Source organism: Phosphitispora sp. TUW77, assembly GCF_048453025.1.
Lineage (GTDB): Bacteria > Bacillota > Thermincolia > Thermincolales > UBA2595 > Phosphitispora.
Window position 1 is genome coordinate 1,190,180 of record NZ_CP156677.1, and the last position, 17,229, is coordinate 1,207,408.

16 protein-coding genes, 2 rRNA genes and 1 riboswitch are annotated in these 17,229 nt (G+C 45.1%); all 18 genes read left to right on the forward strand.

Annotation, left to right across the window (positions count from 1 at the left end; translation table 11 throughout):
- Positions 1 to 180 precede the first annotated feature (180 nt).
- The 18 genes from ABFY19_RS05455 (at position 181) to ABFY19_RS05540 (ending at position 17,198) form a co-directional block, all read left to right on the forward strand.
- Positions 181 to 3,131 (forward strand): 23S ribosomal RNA (locus tag ABFY19_RS05455).
- 94 nt (positions 3,132 to 3,225) lie between these two features.
- Positions 3,226 to 3,342 (forward strand): 5S ribosomal RNA (gene rrf, locus ABFY19_RS05460).
- A 215-nt stretch (positions 3,343 to 3,557) separates the two neighbouring features.
- Positions 3,558 to 3,669: riboswitch (SAM riboswitch) on the forward strand.
- Between the two features lie 98 nt (positions 3,670 to 3,767).
- The gene (locus ABFY19_RS05465) at positions 3,768 to 4,973 is read left to right on the forward strand and encodes a homocysteine biosynthesis protein (RefSeq protein ID WP_418792237.1); all 1,206 of its coding nucleotides are present in this window, start codon (positions 3,768 to 3,770) and stop codon (positions 4,971 to 4,973) included.
- A gap of 53 nt (positions 4,974 to 5,026) precedes the next feature.
- The gene (locus tag ABFY19_RS05470; protein ID WP_418792238.1) at positions 5,027 to 5,464 is read left to right on the forward strand and encodes an NIL domain-containing protein; all 438 of its coding nucleotides are present in this window, start codon (positions 5,027 to 5,029) and stop codon (positions 5,462 to 5,464) included.
- 89 nt (positions 5,465 to 5,553) lie between these two features.
- Entirely contained in the window at positions 5,554 to 6,306 is a 753-nt protein-coding gene (locus ABFY19_RS05475; RefSeq protein ID WP_418792239.1) for a UPF0280 family protein, read from the forward strand.
- A gap of 111 nt (positions 6,307 to 6,417) precedes the next feature.
- Positions 6,418 to 7,152, forward strand: a complete 735-nt coding sequence (locus tag ABFY19_RS05480; RefSeq protein WP_418792240.1) for a YebC/PmpR family DNA-binding transcriptional regulator — start codon at positions 6,418 to 6,420, stop codon at positions 7,150 to 7,152.
- Between the two features lie 99 nt (positions 7,153 to 7,251).
- The gene (locus ABFY19_RS05485; RefSeq protein ID WP_418792241.1) at positions 7,252 to 7,863 is read left to right on the forward strand and encodes a hypothetical protein; all 612 of its coding nucleotides are present in this window, start codon (positions 7,252 to 7,254) and stop codon (positions 7,861 to 7,863) included.
- Positions 7,864 to 8,007: 144 nt separating this feature from the next.
- On the forward strand, positions 8,008 to 8,505 hold the full coding sequence (ruvC, locus tag ABFY19_RS05490) for a crossover junction endodeoxyribonuclease RuvC (RefSeq protein WP_418792242.1): 498 nt from the start codon (positions 8,008 to 8,010) through the stop codon (positions 8,503 to 8,505).
- Positions 8,502 to 9,104 (forward strand): Holliday junction branch migration protein RuvA, encoded by a 603-nt coding sequence (gene ruvA / locus ABFY19_RS05495; RefSeq protein ID WP_418792243.1) that lies wholly within the window; start codon positions 8,502 to 8,504, stop codon positions 9,102 to 9,104. The genes ruvC and ruvA overlap by 4 nt, the downstream gene beginning before the upstream one ends.
- Positions 9,105 to 9,122: 18 nt before the next feature.
- Positions 9,123 to 10,148, forward strand: coding sequence for a Holliday junction branch migration DNA helicase RuvB (ruvB, locus tag ABFY19_RS05500; RefSeq protein WP_418792244.1), 1,026 nt, complete (start codon positions 9,123 to 9,125; stop codon positions 10,146 to 10,148).
- Between the two features lie 84 nt (positions 10,149 to 10,232).
- Complete coding sequence (locus ABFY19_RS05505; RefSeq protein WP_418792540.1) at positions 10,233 to 10,286, forward strand: hypothetical protein; 54 nt, start codon at positions 10,233 to 10,235, stop codon at positions 10,284 to 10,286.
- 69 nt (positions 10,287 to 10,355) lie between these two features.
- Positions 10,356 to 11,117: an RNA polymerase sigma factor SigI gene (gene sigI, locus ABFY19_RS05510; protein ID WP_418792245.1), complete on the forward strand. Its 762-nt coding sequence runs from the start codon at positions 10,356 to 10,358 to the stop codon at positions 11,115 to 11,117.
- 30 nt (positions 11,118 to 11,147) lie between these two features.
- Positions 11,148 to 12,329 carry an anti-sigma factor domain-containing protein gene (locus ABFY19_RS05515; RefSeq protein ID WP_418792246.1) on the forward strand — a complete coding sequence of 394 codons (1,182 nt, stop codon included), beginning with the start codon at positions 11,148 to 11,150 and terminating at the stop codon, positions 12,327 to 12,329.
- 151 nt (positions 12,330 to 12,480) lie between these two features.
- Positions 12,481 to 13,932 carry a SpoIID/LytB domain-containing protein gene (locus ABFY19_RS05520; RefSeq protein WP_418792247.1) on the forward strand — a complete coding sequence of 484 codons (1,452 nt, stop codon included), beginning with the start codon at positions 12,481 to 12,483 and terminating at the stop codon, positions 13,930 to 13,932.
- Between the two features lie 25 nt (positions 13,933 to 13,957).
- Positions 13,958 to 14,983 (forward strand): tRNA preQ1(34) S-adenosylmethionine ribosyltransferase-isomerase QueA, encoded by a 1,026-nt coding sequence (queA, locus tag ABFY19_RS05525; RefSeq protein WP_418792248.1) that lies wholly within the window; start codon positions 13,958 to 13,960, stop codon positions 14,981 to 14,983.
- A 56-nt stretch (positions 14,984 to 15,039) separates the two neighbouring features.
- Entirely contained in the window at positions 15,040 to 16,152 is a 1,113-nt protein-coding gene (gene tgt, locus ABFY19_RS05530; protein ID WP_418792541.1) for a tRNA guanosine(34) transglycosylase Tgt, read from the forward strand.
- A gap of 34 nt (positions 16,153 to 16,186) precedes the next feature.
- Positions 16,187 to 16,453, forward strand: a complete 267-nt coding sequence (gene yajC, locus ABFY19_RS05535) for a preprotein translocase subunit YajC (protein ID WP_418792249.1) — start codon at positions 16,187 to 16,189, stop codon at positions 16,451 to 16,453.
- A gap of 85 nt (positions 16,454 to 16,538) precedes the next feature.
- Positions 16,539 to 17,198, forward strand: coding sequence for an HD domain-containing protein (locus ABFY19_RS05540; RefSeq protein WP_418792250.1), 660 nt, complete (start codon positions 16,539 to 16,541; stop codon positions 17,196 to 17,198).
- Positions 17,199 to 17,229: the final 31 nt, after the last annotated feature.

Below are 17,229 nucleotides of genomic sequence, written 5' to 3' on the forward strand. Positions count from 1 at the left end.
AAACGGCAAATAAAATGCGAGAGCATAATAAGAACCCCAAAAGGGTTTTTAGATGCAAGCATAGCAAGGAAGACGGATCGAACGAACCGGAGGCGTAATGTAATTTACGGTGAGGATTCGGGCGGGCCGGCTGACGAAGCTAGGCGTCGCTTTTCAATGGCCGATCAAACTACTGCCTGAGGTCAAGTTAATAAGAGCGTACGGCGGATGCCTAGGCGCCAGGAGCCGAGGAAGGACGTAGAAAGCTGCGAAAAGCTACGGTGAGCCGCAAGCAGGCAACGACCCGTAGATATCCGAATGGGGCAACCCGGCGGGAGTAATATCCCGTCACCCTATGCTGAATACATAGGCATAGAGGAGGCAACCCGGGGAACTGAAACATCTAAGTACCCGGAGGAAAAGAAAACAACAGTGATTCCGTAAGTAGCGGCGAGCGAACGCGGAAGAGCCCAAACCAGTATACTTAGGTGTACTGGGGTAGCGGGACTCTCATAAGCGAAGCAAGGCTTAATCGAAGAGGACTGGAAAGTCCCGGCACAGAAGGTAATACCCCTGTAGATGAAAAGTCAAGCTAAGCGGAGAGTATCCCAAGTACCACGGGACACGTGAAACCCCGTGGGAATCTGGGAGGACCACCTCCTAAGGCTAAATACTACCTGGCGACCGATAGTGAACAAGTACCGTGAGGGAAAGGTGAAAAGCACCCCGGGAGGGGAGTGAAAAAGAACCTGAAACCGTATGCTTACAAGCAGTCGGAGCGCTATATATGCGTGACGGCGTGCCTTTTGTAGAATGAACCGGCGAGTTACGGTAACGAGCAAGGTTAAGCACTTAAGGTGTGAAGCCGAAGGGAAACCGAGTCTTAAAAGGGCGCTAAGTTCGTTGCTGTAGACCCGAAACCGCGTGATCTACCCATGTCCAGGGTGAAGCTAAGGTAAGACTTGGTGGAGGCCCGAACCGACCGACGTTGAAAAGTCGGCGGATGAGGTGTGGGTAGGGGTGAAATGCCAATCGAACGCGGAGATAGCTGGTTCTCCCCGAAATAGCTTTAGGGCTAGCCTCAAGGGATGATTTACGGGGGTAGAGCACTGATTAGGCTAGGGGCCCTACCAGGTTACCGAACCTTATCAAACTCCGAATACCGTAAATTTACCTTGGGAGTCAGACTGCGAGTGATAAGATCCGTAGTCGAGAGGGAAACAGCCCAGACCGACAGCTAAGGTCCCGAAGTCCAGACTAAGTGGAGAAGGATGTGGGATTGCATAGACAACCAGGATGTTGGCTTAGAAGCAGCCACCATTTAAAGAGTGCGTAATAGCTCACTGGTCGAGTGGCCCTGCGCCGAAAATGTACCGGGGCTAAGTCTGGCACCGAAGCTTCGGATTAAGAAGTGTCAATAGACACATTTTAGTGGTAGGGGAGCGTTCTGTATGGGTAGAAGCTGTACCGTAAGGAGCAGTGGACTGTACAGAAGTGAGAATGCCGGTATGAGTACGCGAGAAGGCAGGTGAGAATCCTGCCCGCCGAAAACCTAAGGTTTCCTGGGGAAGGCTCGTCCGCCCAGGGTAAGCCGGGACCTAAGCCGAGGCGTATAGCGTAGGCGATGGACAATCGGTTGAGAATCCGATGCCACCACGAGCCGTATGAAGGAAGGGATGACACAGGAGGGTAGGCTAAGCCAGCGATTGGAAGAGCTGGTCCAAGCGAGTAGGGAGAGCTGTAGGCAAAACCGCAGTTCAAAATCCTGAGACGTGACGGGGAACGAAAAACAAGTAGTGAAGTAGCTGATCCCACACTGTCTAGAAAAGTCTCTAACGAGGCAAAATGGTGCCCGTACCGTAAACCGACACAGGTAGGAAGGGAGAGAATCCTAAGGCGCGCGAGAGAACCCTTGTTAAGGAACTCGGCAAAATGACCCCGTAACTTCGGGAGAAGGGGTACCCCATTAACGTGAAATGAACACTCATGGAGCGTGAAGGGGTCGCAGAGGAGAGGCCCAAGCGACTGTTTACCAAAAACACAGGTGCCTGCAAAGTGGAAACACGACGTATAGGTGCTGACGCCTGCCCGGTGCTGGAAGGTTAAGAGGAGAGGTTAGCGCAAGCGAAGCTTTGAATCGAAGCCCCAGTAAACGGCGGCCGTAACTATAACGGTCCTAAGGTAGCGAAATTCCTTGTCGGGTAAGTTCCGACCCGCACGAAAGGCGTAACGATTTGGGCGCTGTCTCAACAAGGGGCTCGGCGAAATTGTAATGCCGGTGAAGATGCCGGCTACCCGCGACAGGACAGAAAGACCCCGTGGAGCTTTACTGCAGCCTGACATTGGATTTTGGTACGTCATGTACAGGATAGGTGGGAGACTAGGATACATGGACGCTAGTCTGTGAGGAGTCGATGGTGGGATACCACCCTTGAAGTATTGAAGTTCTAACCCACGTCCGTAATCCGGATGGGGGACATTGTCAGGTGGGCAGTTTGACTGGGGCGGTCGCCTCCCAAAGAGTAACGGAGGCGCCCAAAGGTTCCCTCAGACTGGATGGAAATCAGTCGAAGAGTGTAAAGGCAGAAGGGAGCTTGACTGCGAGACCGACGGGTCGAGCAGGGACGAAAGTCGGGCTTAGTGATCCGGTGGTTCCGAGTGGAAGGGCCATCGCTCAACGGATAAAAGCTACCCCGGGGATAACAGGCTTATCTCCCCCAAGAGTCCACATCGACGGGGAGGTTTGGCACCTCGATGTCGGCTTATCGCATCCTGGGGCTGAAGTAGGTCCCAAGGGTTGGGCTGTTCGCCCATTAAAGCGGTACATGAGCTGGGTTCAGAACGTCGTGAGACAGTTCGGTCCCTATCCGTCGCGGGCGCAGGAAATTTGAGAGGATCTGTCCCTAGTACGAGAGGACCGGGATGGACGCACCACTGGTGCACCAGTTGTCGCGCCAGCGGCACAGCTGGGTAGCTATGTGCGGATTAGATAACCGCTGAAAGCATCTAAGCGGGAAACTAACCTCAAGATAAGATTTCCCATGGAGTTAATCCAGTAAGACCCGTGGAAGATTACCACGTTGATAGGCCAGGTGTGTAAGTGCAGCAATGTATTGAGCTAACTGGTACTAATAGGTCGAGGACTTGACCTGAAGCAGTAGTGAACAATTCTTACGAAACAATCCTCTATAAAGTTTTGAGGGAACAATTTAAAACTGACCTCAGATTTCTAAATAGTTTAAACTTTCCGGTGACAATGGCGAGAGGGATCCACCCGTTCCCATCCCGAACACGGCAGTTAAGCCTCTCAGCGCTGATGGTACTTGGACCGCAGGGTCCTGGGAGAGTAGGACGTTGCCGGATTTATTATGATAAACCACTTGTGAAAACAAGTGGTTTTTCTTTAAATTAATATTATTTGAAGGCAAGTGGCAGATATGTTCCGGAGGGATGAGTCTGACGTCCGTCGGCATCCTGAAGGAATAAATCTGCCACTTTTTATATAAAAATAGATTGACAATAAGAATAAAAGTTGTTACGATAGATTCAGTCATATAAAAAACAATTACATATAAGTACTCTTATCCAGAGAGGTGGAGGGACTGGCCCAATGAAACCCGGCAACCATTTCATGATTTTGTGAGAAAGGTGCCAATTCCTGCAGAAGAGTTTTCTTCTGGCAGATAAGAGGGGATATATGCTTTATTGCGTAAAACCTCTGTGCCGGAAGGGGTTTTTTATTTTGCTGCCGGCAGCAGAAGCCTGGCATAAGTAAGGAGGATGAACACATGAGTATTAGGAAAACCTATGCGGAGATTAATGAAAAGATTAAATCAGGAAAAGTTGTTGTTGTAACGGCAGAAGAAATTATCGAAATGGTTGCAGAAAAAGGGGTCGAAACAGTTGCCAGGGAAGTAGATGTAGTTACTACGGGTACTTTTGGACCAATGTGTTCATCGGGAGCATTTTTTAACTTTGGACATTCCAAACCCAGGATTAAAATGCATCGAGTCTGGATGAATGATATCCCGGCTTATACAGGTATTGCAGCAGTTGATGCCTATTTGGGTGTAAACGAATTGCCGGATCATGACCCGCTTAATTCAAGTTATCCCGGTGAATTTAGGTATGGCGGCGGACATCTAATTGAAGACTTGGTAGCCGGAAAAACCATTAAGTTTGAAGCAACCGGATATGGTACAGATTGCTATCCACGCCGTAAGATAGAGACATTTTTAACTCTTAATGATATTAATGAAGCTTTTTTATTTAATCCACGCAATGCTTATCAGAATTATAATATAGCTACAAATGTTTCCGATAAAATAATTTACACATACATGGGGACTCTAAAGCCCAGGATGGGCAATGCTCATTATTGCAGTGCCGGGCAGCTCAGTCCGTTGCTTAATGACCCTTATTATAAAACTATTGGAATTGGGACTAGAATTTTTCTTGGAGGTGGCGTCGGCTATATAGCTTGGCATGGCACCCAGCATAGCCCGTGTGGCTCAAGGGGTGAAAACGGCGTTCCTCTGGGAGGCTCGGGAACGATGGCTGTTGTCGGGGACCTTAAGCAAATGAAGCCTGAATGGCTTAGAGGAACCAGTTTCCGGGGCTATGGTTCCACTATGACTGTGGGAATAGGTATCCCCATCCCGATTCTTAATGAAGAAATGGTAAAGCATGTTTCCGTAAAAGATGAAGACATATTTGCTCCTGTGGTAGACTATAGTTATGATTATCCTAATTGTACCGGCAAAACCCTGGCTTCAGTTTCATATGCCCAGTTAAAATCGGGACTTATTGAGGTAAATGGCAAAGAAGTACCGACAGCTCCCCTGTCAAGTTATGTGAAGGCCAGGGAAATTGCAGAAACCCTGAAACAATGGATTTCCAAAGGGGATTTCCTGCTGGGCGAACCTGTTCAGACACTGCCTTCAGCAGATTCAGGAATTATGGGCAAAGGCCTTGTTGAAAAGGTTGCCCCTTAGCAGGCGGCGTAGTTGACACTGGTTTCGAATTTGAATCTGAAAGGAGTAATAATATGTCTCCAAAGAAAATCATTCTTAAATTCCCTTCCGGCATAGTAGAGAAACCGTTGATATATCACTTGGTTAAAGATTATGACCTGATGGTAAATATTATTAAAGCAAACGTAAATCCCAATAAAGAGGGCTCCATGGTTATGGAACTGATCGGGGATTCACCAAGTTATGACCAGGGTCTTGATTTCTTGCGCAGTCAGGGAGTCTTAGTAGATTATCTCAATGAAGGCATTGTAAGGAATATTGACAGGTGTACTCATTGCGGGGCCTGTACCAGTATATGCCCTTCGGGAGCGCTGTATATTTCCAGGCCTTCTATGGAAGTAATATTCGAAGATGATAAGTGTGTTATCTGCGGAGTTTGTCTGAAAACTTGTCCGGTTAGGGCACTTGAACCTAGTGTTAACGGTGGTAACGGTGGTAATGGGAAACAGTAAATAGTTGGCAGTTGGCAGTTAGCAGTTAGCAGGAAACAGGAAACAGGAAACAGGAAAAACAGGCAAGAGTAAATCAGGAGCTAGAAGTTATGTATGTAAACAGGGACTATCGGAATACCCTGACAAATAAAGATATGAAAAGCTTCCGGGTTACGGTGAAGGAAACAGACCTATATATCAGTGTGGATGCGCCTAGTTATGTTTCCTTGTTGGAAAAGAAGATAGAAAACCTTGTTTTGGCCTTAAGATATGACCTCGAAGAATATATAGTTATTGACAAGGTGTTTAAATCAACTCTTAGGCCCCATGCGCTTGCGCCCGGGGCTCCTTTGATTGCCAGGACCATGGCTGATGCTGCCCGTGTGGCAGGAGTAGGACCGATGGCTGCAGTTGCCGGTGCATTTGCCGAAGCTGTGGGAAGTGAACTCTTAAAAACCTGCAATGAGGTAATTGTAGAAAATGGCGGAGACATTTTCATGAGAGTTACCCAAAAAAAGCTGGTAGCCGTTTTTGCCGGGAGATCACCGTTTACCGGTCGTCTAGCTATTGAGGTGGCGCCTGAAAAGACCCCTTTGGGAATTTGCACTTCATCAGGAACCGTGGGTCCCTCGTTTAGCATGGGCGCTGCGGATGCGGTTATCATAATTTCAGATTCGGCCCCCCTGTCAGATGCCGCTGCTTCAGCTTCGGGAAATGCAGTAAAAGACAAAAAGGAACTCAAAAAGGGAATTCAAATTGCACGCAAAATTCCAGGGGTCTTGGGAGCTGTAGTTATTAAGGATGACAAACTGGCAGTCTGGGGTGATGTTGATATTATTCCACTCAGTCCCTTTGACAACTGAGTTTCCTTGGCAAATAGGACAGTGCTTAACGAAGCTAAGCCTTTTTAAGTTGACAACATCTGATTGGCGGTGCTAAAATATTAACGTTATATTTGAGGGGAGGTATTTCTTATGGCAGGCCATTCTAAATGGGCCAATATAAAACACAGAAAGGGCAGGCAGGATGCCAAAAAGGCCAAAATATATACTAAAATAGGAAAGGAAATAATAATAGCTGTCAAACAGGGCGGTAATGACCCTGATATCAATGCGCGCCTGAAGGCGGTTATTCAGAAAGCCAGGGCAAACAACATGCCTATGGACAATATAACAAGAACAATTCAGAAGGCAGCCGGAGAATTGGAAGGCGTTAATTACGAGGAATTTGCATATGAAGGCTATGGTCCCGGAGGCGCTGCCGTCATGCTTGATATAATGACAGACAACCGGAATAGAACAGCGGGTGAAGTCAGGCATCTGTTTTCCAAATTCGGGGGCAACTTGGGTGAATCAGGATGTGTAGCTTGGATGTTTGATAAAAAAGGGCTTATTATAATTGATAAAGAGGATTTGAAAACCGACCCTGATGATATTTTGATGATAGCTTTGGAAGCAGGGGCGGAGGACATGAATGATGAGGGTGACAGTATAGAAGTCACCTGCATACCTGAAGAATTTGATACCGTGGAATCTGCTCTGCGTGAAGCGGGGCTTCCTGTAACTGTTGCTGAAATATCAATGATTCCACAAAATACGGTGGCCCTTGAAGGCAATGAGGCTGAAAAGATGTTGAAGCTTATGGATGCTCTTGAGGACCATGATGATGTGCAAAATGTGTATTCAAATTTCGATATTGCTGATGAATAGAAAAAAATTAAATAAAAAAATTTAAATACATGAATAAACCCTCCTTGAAATGGAAATAACTACTAATTAACTAAACCCATTAAAAGGAGGGTTAACTATATGTTGCGCAGAAAAGGAATATATGTTGGCATTGCCGTAATTGTTTTGATGTGTTTTGCTTCGGCTTACAGTATTTACAGTAAAAACGGATACAGACCGGGAACTACAGCTTCAAAAAATACCGGAGAAGTCAGGCCGGCAATAGGAAAAGATACTATGATTTTTGAAGAAATCAGGTATGCATGCGGGGATAAGGTTACCAGCAGGATTCCGACAACGTCAGACCTAATAGGGATGGAGTTTGCTGAACTGGTCAGTGAATATCCCTCTGAAGAAGGATGGAGTATTGATGATACTAAAGAAAACACTCTTATCTTAGCACGAGCTGAACAGAGGGTCTGTTTGTACCACAGAGACTACCGGCATTTGGGCACCAGTGATGGTTTTTTAGCAGTATATGAAGGGCCGTTGGGATGCAACTATAAAGTTCTGCTTAGGGAAGATATAATGGTGGAAAACCTGCCTCCTGAGCTGCAAAACGAACTGGCTATGACCACCGATTATGATAACCAGACCCAGGATACGCAGGGATTACTTAAATCATTATATGAATATGATACTGAAGAAGAGCTAAATATGGCCCTGGAGAATTTTGACGAATTCAAACAATAATACTGTTGATTGGCGGTTAATGGTCAAGAAGGTGACCATTAACCGCTTTTTATTTTAATTTTACATATTTTAGACGAGTAAGCACAGGCAGGATAAGTATAGGTTAGTGTCGAAATATTTGGCATGGGAAGGAGATGAAATTCAATGCTGGTTTTGGGAATAGACCCTGGTTCAGCTATAACCGGTTACGGGTTAGTGAAACAAACCGGAAACAGGCTGGAAGCTATAGATTACGGTTGTATTCAGACTTCTCCTAACCTATCGACAGAATTAAGGCTGCAAATAATATACAATGGTGTAAAGCAGCTTATAGATAAATACGGCCCCGGGTATTTTGCGGTCGAGGAGCTTTTTTTTAATAAGAATGTGCGAACCGCCCTCACAGTAGGTCAAGCCAGGGGGGTTATCATGCTTGCAGGAGCGGATGGCGGCCTTCCGGTTTATGAATATACCCCACTTCAGGTTAAACAGGCGGTGGTGGGGTTTGGACGGGCAGAAAAAGCTCAGGTTCAATATATGGTGAAGACTATCCTGAACCTGCCTGAAATTCCCAAGCCAGATGATGTGGCAGATGCTTTAGCGGTTGCAATTTGTCACACCCATTTTTACAAAGTGGCCGAAATTATTGGAGGAAAAAAATGATATCATTTCTGAGAGGAAGAATTGTAAGCACAGGAATAGATCATGTGGTGATAGATTTAGGCGGAATAGGTTATAAGGTCTTTGTCCCTACAACTGTTATCAGCAAGGCGGTTGATTCACAGATGGAGATAACTTTACATACATATCTCCATGTACGGGAAGATGCTATGCAGTTATTTGGGTTCAAGGCAGAAAGTGACCGGGGCATATTTGAACTGCTTTTACAGGTTTCGGGCATAGGACCTCGATTGGCTTTGGCGGTTTTATCTGCTGTAACTGTACCTTCATTGGTCCAAGCCGTTATCAATGAACAGGTCAATGTACTGACACAGATTCCGGGTGTAGGTAAAAAAATGGCTCAACGTGTTATAGTTGAATTGAAAGACAAATTTGCTAAAATTGATATAGGTGATGATAGCGGTATTACTGAAATTGTTCCAGGCTCGGAGGATACCGCAGGGGATGCTATGCAGGCTTTGGCAGCCCTTGGGTATCATCCTGCTGAGGCTAAAAAGGCATTGGCAAAAGTTGCGTCAGGCAATAAAGGTCTGGCCCTGGAAGAAATCGTCAGGCTGGCTCTTAAGGAACTGGGGCGATAAATATTTACGGAGGTTCAGATGGAAGAACGTATTGTTTCATCAGGTGTCAAGGAAGAGGACATGGAAATAGAATATAGCCTGAGACCGCGCAGGTTATCTGAATACATTGGACAGTCCAAAATAAAGGAAAACCTTTCTGTTTTCATAGAAGCTGCTCAGGGCAGGGGAGATTCCCTGGACCATGTACTCTTATTTGGTCCGCCCGGCCTTGGGAAAACAACACTTGCCCATATAATTGCAAATGAGATGGGCGTTAATGTCAGGATAACATCAGGCCCGGCGATTGAGCGGCCCGGAGATTTGGCTGCCATACTTACCAACCTGTCAACCGGCGATGTTCTCTTTATTGACGAAATTCACAGATTGAATCGCAGTGTGGAAGAAGTGCTTTATCCGGCCATGGAAGACTTTGCTTTGGATATAATAATTGGGAAAGGCCCCAGTGCCAGGTCCCTAAGAATAGACCTGCCCAAGTTTACCTTGATTGGGGCCACTACTCGTGCGGGTTTGCTGACATCTCCATTAAGGGATCGTTTTGGTGTAATCAGCCGGCTGGAATTTTACGATACCGCAGAACTTACTGAAATTGTGGTCAGGGCAGCCAGAATACTTGCTGTAGAAATTGATGGTCAGGGGGCTGGAGAAATTGCCGCACGTTCCAGGGGGACTCCCAGGGTGGCTAACCGGCTGCTGAAACGGGTTCGTGACTTTGCGCAGGTACGGGCGGATGGCAGAATTACCCTTGAGGTGGCCCAACAGGCGTTGACTATGCTGGAGGTTGACAGACTTGGTCTTGATAACACTGACCGCAGATTGTTATCAACATTGATTCTGAAATTTGGCGGCGGACCGGTGGGGCTGGATACACTTAGTGCGGCCATAGGTGAAGAGTCTGACACAATTGAAGATGTTTATGAACCATACCTTTTGCAGCTTGGTTTTATTAACCGCACACCCAGGGGCAGGGTTGTTACCTCTTTGGCTTATGAGCATATGGGAATAACCGCGGATGAAAAGCCGGAACAGCAAAACCTATGGAAATAGGGAGGCGTTATCTTATGGGAGATTTTAGCTCCTTTGGGAAAATGATAATGTAATTTTACCTTTTACTTTCCTCTGGCTACCAGTATAATCTTAAGCATAGTGTTAACGATTTTATTGAATATTTTTACCAGAAAATAAAGTTTTGACCCTTAAAAAATGATAACTGTTACCGAACAATATTATTAATGGGGGAGGTGTAACACCACCATGGGGTTTCTCTTCCAGAAAAAAACTTCAGAAGGGCAGTCTGATGACTGCACAGCCCTGGTCCTGGAAGTACAAAAAGGAAACGGTATGGTGCGGGACCGGCTTATAAGGAGTTACACCCCTTTTATTCTGAAGACAGTATCGAAAACAAGCGGACGGTATGTCCGTATGGGAGAAGACGATGAGGTGAGTATCGGTCTGATGGCATTCAATGAAGCCATGGACTGTTTTGATACAACCAAAAACATATCATTTATCAGTTTTGCAGAAACTGTTATTAAACGAAGGTTGATTGATTATTTTAGAAAAGAATCAACTGTTAGTAAAAGAACTGTACCAATATCCAGTTTTGAACCTGAAGATGATAATAATAATGAGAGTACATACTACTATCTGGAATCGAAGCAGTCGGTGGAAGAGTACCAGGCCAAAAGTGTCGCTGCAGACCGTAAAGAAGAAATTATTATCTTTACTAAAAAACTGGCGGAGTTTGGGATTAGTTTTCAGGAGTTGGTTCAAGTTTCTCCAAAGCATGAGGACGCTCGTATTAGGGCTATGGAAGTGGCCGGGATTATTGCAAAAAACACTGAAATGACAGGTCACTTGTTACATAAAAGAGAGCTTCCTCTAAAGCAACTGGAAAAAATAGTTAATATCAGCCGCAAAACATTAGAGAGACAGAGGAAATATATTATCGCGATTACATTGATATTGATACTTGATCTGGAATACTTGAGAGAATATATTGCCAAAGCTCTTTAGTTGAATCTGCACGAAAGGAGGGGACACAATATGGAACGGATAACAGGGGTTGTCATGGATATACAGGGAAACCATGTTATTATGATTACCCCAAAGGGTGAGTTCAAACGGGTCTTGATTACCGGACGAATCCCTGGAATTGGCGAAGAAATTAATATTCCGGTTGCTCGGAAACGATTCTTTAATCTGCCTAGAGCCAGTTGGGCTGCAGTTGCTGCGGCTGTTATCCTGTTATTGGCAGCCGGTCCCCTGCTTACTATGATGAATCAACCTGCAGAATTTGCTACAGCTTATGTATCTATTGATGTTGGTCCGAGCATAGAACTGACCAGGAGCAATCTGGAGAATGTTCTGGAAGCACAAGCATACAATCATGAAGGTGAAGAGGTTCTTAAAAATCTTAATTTAGAGGGTATGAAAATTAATGAAGCGGTTACCTCCATTACCAAGGAGGCTGTGGAGTTGGGTTATATCCGAAATTCAGATGGGAATTCAATTCTTATAAGTGTTGTTCCCCTGCTTGATTCCGGGGTTGAAAAAAACGAAATTGAAAAATTAGTTTTGGCTTCTGCCAATGATGTTTTGTCAGACAGTAAAATTAACAATGAAATTACAACAATAAGTGTTCCTTCAGATATCAGGGAAAATGCCAGGAGCAGAGGGATGTCGACAGGTAAGTATGCCCTCCTTATCGAAGCCGTCAACGAAGGCCTGATAGTAACTGAAGAAGAAATGAAAGAGAAGAGTATTGATGATGTTATTTCTCAGGCAGGCGGGCAGGCTGAAGTTATTATCGGCATGGCCCGGGCCGAAGAACAGTTTGAGATTAAGGAACAAAAATTTTTAGCCTTGACTAGCATCTGGGAAGAAAATGAGGATACCGGACCAGTCAATGGTGATATGAACACTTCTGCAGGCAATACGGGTACACAACCAGACAAGGAAAGCACTGATGATAAGATAAGGTACATTGAGCCTATCAGAAGAAATACAATAACAACTGCTCCAATCAGCCAGGGTCCGGATACTCAGCTTCCGGAAACATCCCAAAACGGCCCAGGCAGCAACCCGGCAGCCGGGTCGATTGAAGAACCAACTGATGTTAATAATAATGTTTATGAAAACACAATGAATAATTATATGGGACCTGAACTACCCGGTGATACTATAGACACGGGTGAGCCCATGTATATTCTGCGCCCCAAATTTTAAGCTAATCCTATTAACAAATATTATAAAAAGGGAAGGGCTGTCTCTGGACTATGTTCAACTGAGACAGTCCTATTTATTTACCTCCAGGCAGGATAATGAGCTGATTTTGTCGAAACCTCTAAATAATTCTGCATTGGGAGGGAGTTTACATTTGGCGGGTTTAAAGGGATTAATCAAAAAAATGCTAATATTAACTGTTGCCGTATTCATGGTTCTGGTTTCCAATATCCCTGCACTGGCAGAGATTCCTGAAAAAGTCAGAGTAGGAATTATTACATCCAACACAGGGTCTTCTTATCTTAATGCGGCTTCAGTCACGTTTTCAGTAAAGGGAAATTACCAGATTATTGATCTTGCTGCTATCCCGGGAGATGAAGTAATTGCGATACCGGCAGAAGGTGAACAATGGAAGGTTTTTTACCTTCCCGGCGGTGTACAGGTTTATCAAAACGAAAACATTCAGAAGATAACCACTGGTTATGTTATGGTACAGGAAGTTAACCACAGCTCCGAGAACAGGGTGTGTCTTGTAGGGTATGCAAACCATGAAGGTCAGAGTGTGAATATCGGAAAATGGTACCGGGGAAATATGGAGTTCCGCAACTCAGGTGCCGCCTTGACAGTTATCAATGACCTCTCTATGGATGAATACCTCTATGGTGTTGTGCCTAGGGAGATGAGTGACGGTTGGCCTTTAGAAGCATTAAAGGCTCAGGCCATTGCGGCACGTACCTATACTGTGGCTAATTATAACAAGAGAATTGTTGAAGGGTTTAATGTTCTTGATACCAAGTATGATCAAGCTTACGGCGGTTTTAACAGTGAAGGGGACAATGCTGCTAGGGCTGTTAACGAAACTACGGGAAAAATAATTGTTTATGCCCAAAAGCCGATTAGTGCTGTATATCACTCTACCAGCGGCGGTCATACTGAGGACAATGAAAATGTTTGGGGCACGACCCCTGTCCCATACCTGAGAGGCAAACCTGACCCGTGTAGTACTAATCATGGCTTTGCTGACTGGACATATACCGTTTCTTTAGATGATGTCAGGAACAGGGTAATCCAGACAGGGAACCAGATAGGCCCGATTAACTCGTTTACCTTGGAAAAGCTCCCTTCAGGCAGGGTCAAATCCGTTATTATAAATGATATAAATGGTAATACTATTACCATGACCGGAACAGGTTTTGGTCAGATGTTTAACCCCGGTTTTTATACATATTTAAGCAGTGATAATTTCATGAGCCGGTTATTTGATATCAAAACAGACCAGGTTATGAACCCCAGTTATTATGTGATAAATAGTTTGGGCCAAAACGCTCCGGTTGAAGGGACAAACCTGTATGCGGCAACCGATGAAGGGACTGCAGTTGTGCTGAACGAAACCAGTGCGGAGTTTTATATTGCCTCTGCAAATGGTATTTCAGTCTGCAGCAAGTCTCCTGCCGGTATGGTAGTGTTTGAAGGTCATGGGTGGGGTCATGGTGTAGGCATGTCCCAGTGGGGAGCTTATGAAATGGCTAAGCAGGGCAAGAATTACCTGGATATTTTAAGTTTTTACTATACAGGAGTTCAAATTACCAGTGATTATAATAGCTAAATGACCCGGCAGTGGAGGAAAACTAATGAAGCTATCAGAATTTGACTACTTCCTTCCTGAGGAACTTATTGCCCAAGAGCCTGCCGAATCAAGAGATAAATCCAGGCTCTTGGTTTTGCATCGAGCTACAGGTGAAATAGAACATAGGCAGTTTGCCGACTGTATTGAATATTTTAACCCTGGAGACGTATTGGTGCTGAACAATACCCGTGTAATTCCGGCAAGGCTGATTGGCGTCAAGGAAGGGACAGGGGCCAGGATTGAGGTTGTGTTGTTAAAAAGGATTGCATTAAATACATGGGAGACCTTAGTGAAGCCGGGGAAAAAGGTTAGGCCGGGCACCAGAATCACTTTCGGAGAAAGCATGCTGACAGCGGAAGCCATTAGCAGCACTGAAGCCGGAGGCAGGGTGCTGTATTTTAGTTATGACGGTGTGTTCGAAGATATACTTGACCGGTTGGGGCAGATGCCCCTTCCCCCGTACATTAGGAAAGAACTGTCTGACAGGGAACGGTACCAGACAGTTTATGCTAAAACCCCCGGTTCTGCAGCTGCTCCTACGGCCGGACTTCATTTTACACCTGACCTTCTGGAAAGAATCAGGAGTTCCGGTATTAAAACGGAAGAATTACTGCTGCATGTAGGTCTTGGAACCTTCAGGCCTGTGAAAACCGAGAACATCTTGGAACATAAAATGCATGCGGAGTATTATGAAATAAGTCCTGCAACTGCTGCTGCAGTCAACAAAGCTAAAAGGGAAGGGGGCCGTGTTATATCTGTAGGGACAACTGCTTCCAGGACTCTGGAAACAGTGGGCGGAGAAAATGGCATGGTTTGCCCGGGCGACGGCTGGACAGATATTTTTATATATCCGGGGTACAGGTTTAAGATTGTTGATGTTTTGATAACAAATTTTCACCTTCCCAAATCAACTCTCTTGATGCTTGTTTCAGCATTTGCAGGCAGGGAAAAGGTATTGGAGGCTTACCGGCAGGCAGTTTTTCACAGGTATCGTTTTTTTAGTTTTGGTGATGCTATGCTGATAGTATAGTTTGCCTTTATTATGCAGTTTTGCTATAATGGACAGATAGAAGGCGGGTGCAAGGGATATTGGCGGTAAAGTATGAACTAATAAAAGAATGTAAACGAACCGGAGCCCGTCTGGGAAGGCTGCAGACTCCTCATGGTATTATTGAAACCCCTGTATTTATGCCTGTGGGGACTCAGGCTTCAGTAAAGGCAATGACCCCTCAGGAACTCAAAGAACTTAATGCTGAAATAATACTTAGCAATACGTATCATCTTTATCTCAGGCCTGGTGAAGATCTGATCAAGGAGGCAGGAGGGCTGCACCGGTTCATGAACTGGGACAGGCCTATACTTACCGACAGCGGTGGATTTCAGGTATTCAGCCTTGGACCGCTGCGAAAGGTATCGGAAGACGGGGTAACTTTTAAATCTCATATTGACGGTTCTACTCACTTTATGAGTCCTGAGAGGGCTACCAGGATACAAATGGACCTTGGCTCCGATATAGCAATGGCCTTTGATGAATGTGTTTCATATCCCTGTACCAGAGAATATACTGAAGCAGCCCTGGAGCGTACCACCAGATGGGCTGAGCGTTGTAAGAAGGTTCATAATCATAAAGACCAGGCATTGTTTGCCATTGTTCAAGGTGGTATATATCGTGAACTTCGGGAGCGCAGTGCCAGGGAACTTACTGCAATGGATTTTCCCGGTTATGGAATCGGTGGTTTGAGTGTGGGTGAGCCAAAGCCGCTGATGTATGAAATGCTGGACTGTACGGTGCCTTTGCTTCCTGTGGACAAAGCCCGTTATCTAATGGGGGTTGGTTCACCTGATTGCTTAATTGAAGCTGTAATCCGTGGTGTTGATATGTTTGATTGTGTTCTTCCCACAAGGATTGCCAGAAATGGAACTGTGATGACATCACATGGCAGGCTTGTAGTGAGAAATGCCGGCAATGCCAGGGATTTCCGCCCGCTTGATGAGGAATGCTCCTGTTATACCTGCCGCAATTTTACCAGAGCTTATATCAGGCATCTTTTTAAGGCAAATGAAATTCTCGGTTTGCGTTTGACGACCATCCATAACTTGCATTTCTTGCTTAATCTCATGAAGGGAATCAGGGCGGCGATTGCTGATGATTACCTTCCTGAATTCAAGGACAGGTTTTTTGCAAAATATGGTTTATAAAATGTTCAAGTTACAGTAAAGGGGGGAAACAACTATGGAACAATATGGTGTCACAATAATATATTTCGCGGTTTTGGTTGCTATATTCTATTTCATGCTGATACGTCCTCAGCAGCAGCGGAGGAAACAGCACCAAAGGACTGTCGAAAGCCTTGAACCTAATGTAAGGGTTACTACCATTGGTGGAATTATTGGCACTGTTACAAAGGTCAAGGAAAAAACCATTATTCTGAAAGTTGCAGATAACGTAAATATAGAAGTCTTGAAATCGTCTGTTGCTTACATGGGTGAAGGAGAATAAGCAGTTGAACAGAGGGCGGGAACAGACCTGCCCCTTTATTTTTTAACACTCGATTTTTTTGGTAGTTTACCCGAAGGAGGATTGAATGATAACTCTTAACGACATAAAAAAGGATCCCATAGTTGACACTTGTATCAGAAAGGGCAATGAATACTTGGGGGTTATGGGTTTTACTGAACATGGGTACAGGCATATTAATTTGATTTCCCAGCTTTCTGCAAATATCCTGGAACGGCTCAATTATTCCAAGCGGGAAATTGAACTGGCGGCAATTGCTGGGTATATGCATGATATTGGTAATGTTATCAGCCGTTATGACCACGGTCAGTCGGGAGCAACCCTGGCTTTTCATATTCTGTCTAAAATGGGTATGCCTCCAGAAGAAATTTCCATAGTTATCTCAGCAATCGGAAACCATGAGGAAGAATATGGGCATCCGGTCAACAGCGTAGCTGCAGCGCTTATCCTGGCTGATAAGTCCGATGTGCACAGGTCCAGGGTAAGAAACCAGGATTTTGCCACATTTGATATCCATGACCGTGTCAACTATGCGGTAGAACATTCATACCTCAAGGTTGCCGGTGAGAGCAGGGTAATTACCATGGAACTCACAATTGATATAGAAATATGTCCTGTTATGGAGTATTTCGAAATATTCCTCAGCCGGATGGTGTTGTGCCGCAGGGCAGCCGATTTCTTAAACAGCCATTTTGCCCTGGAAATCAATGGCGCCAAACTGCTGTAATATTGCTGCTGCCGGGAATGCACATGCATTG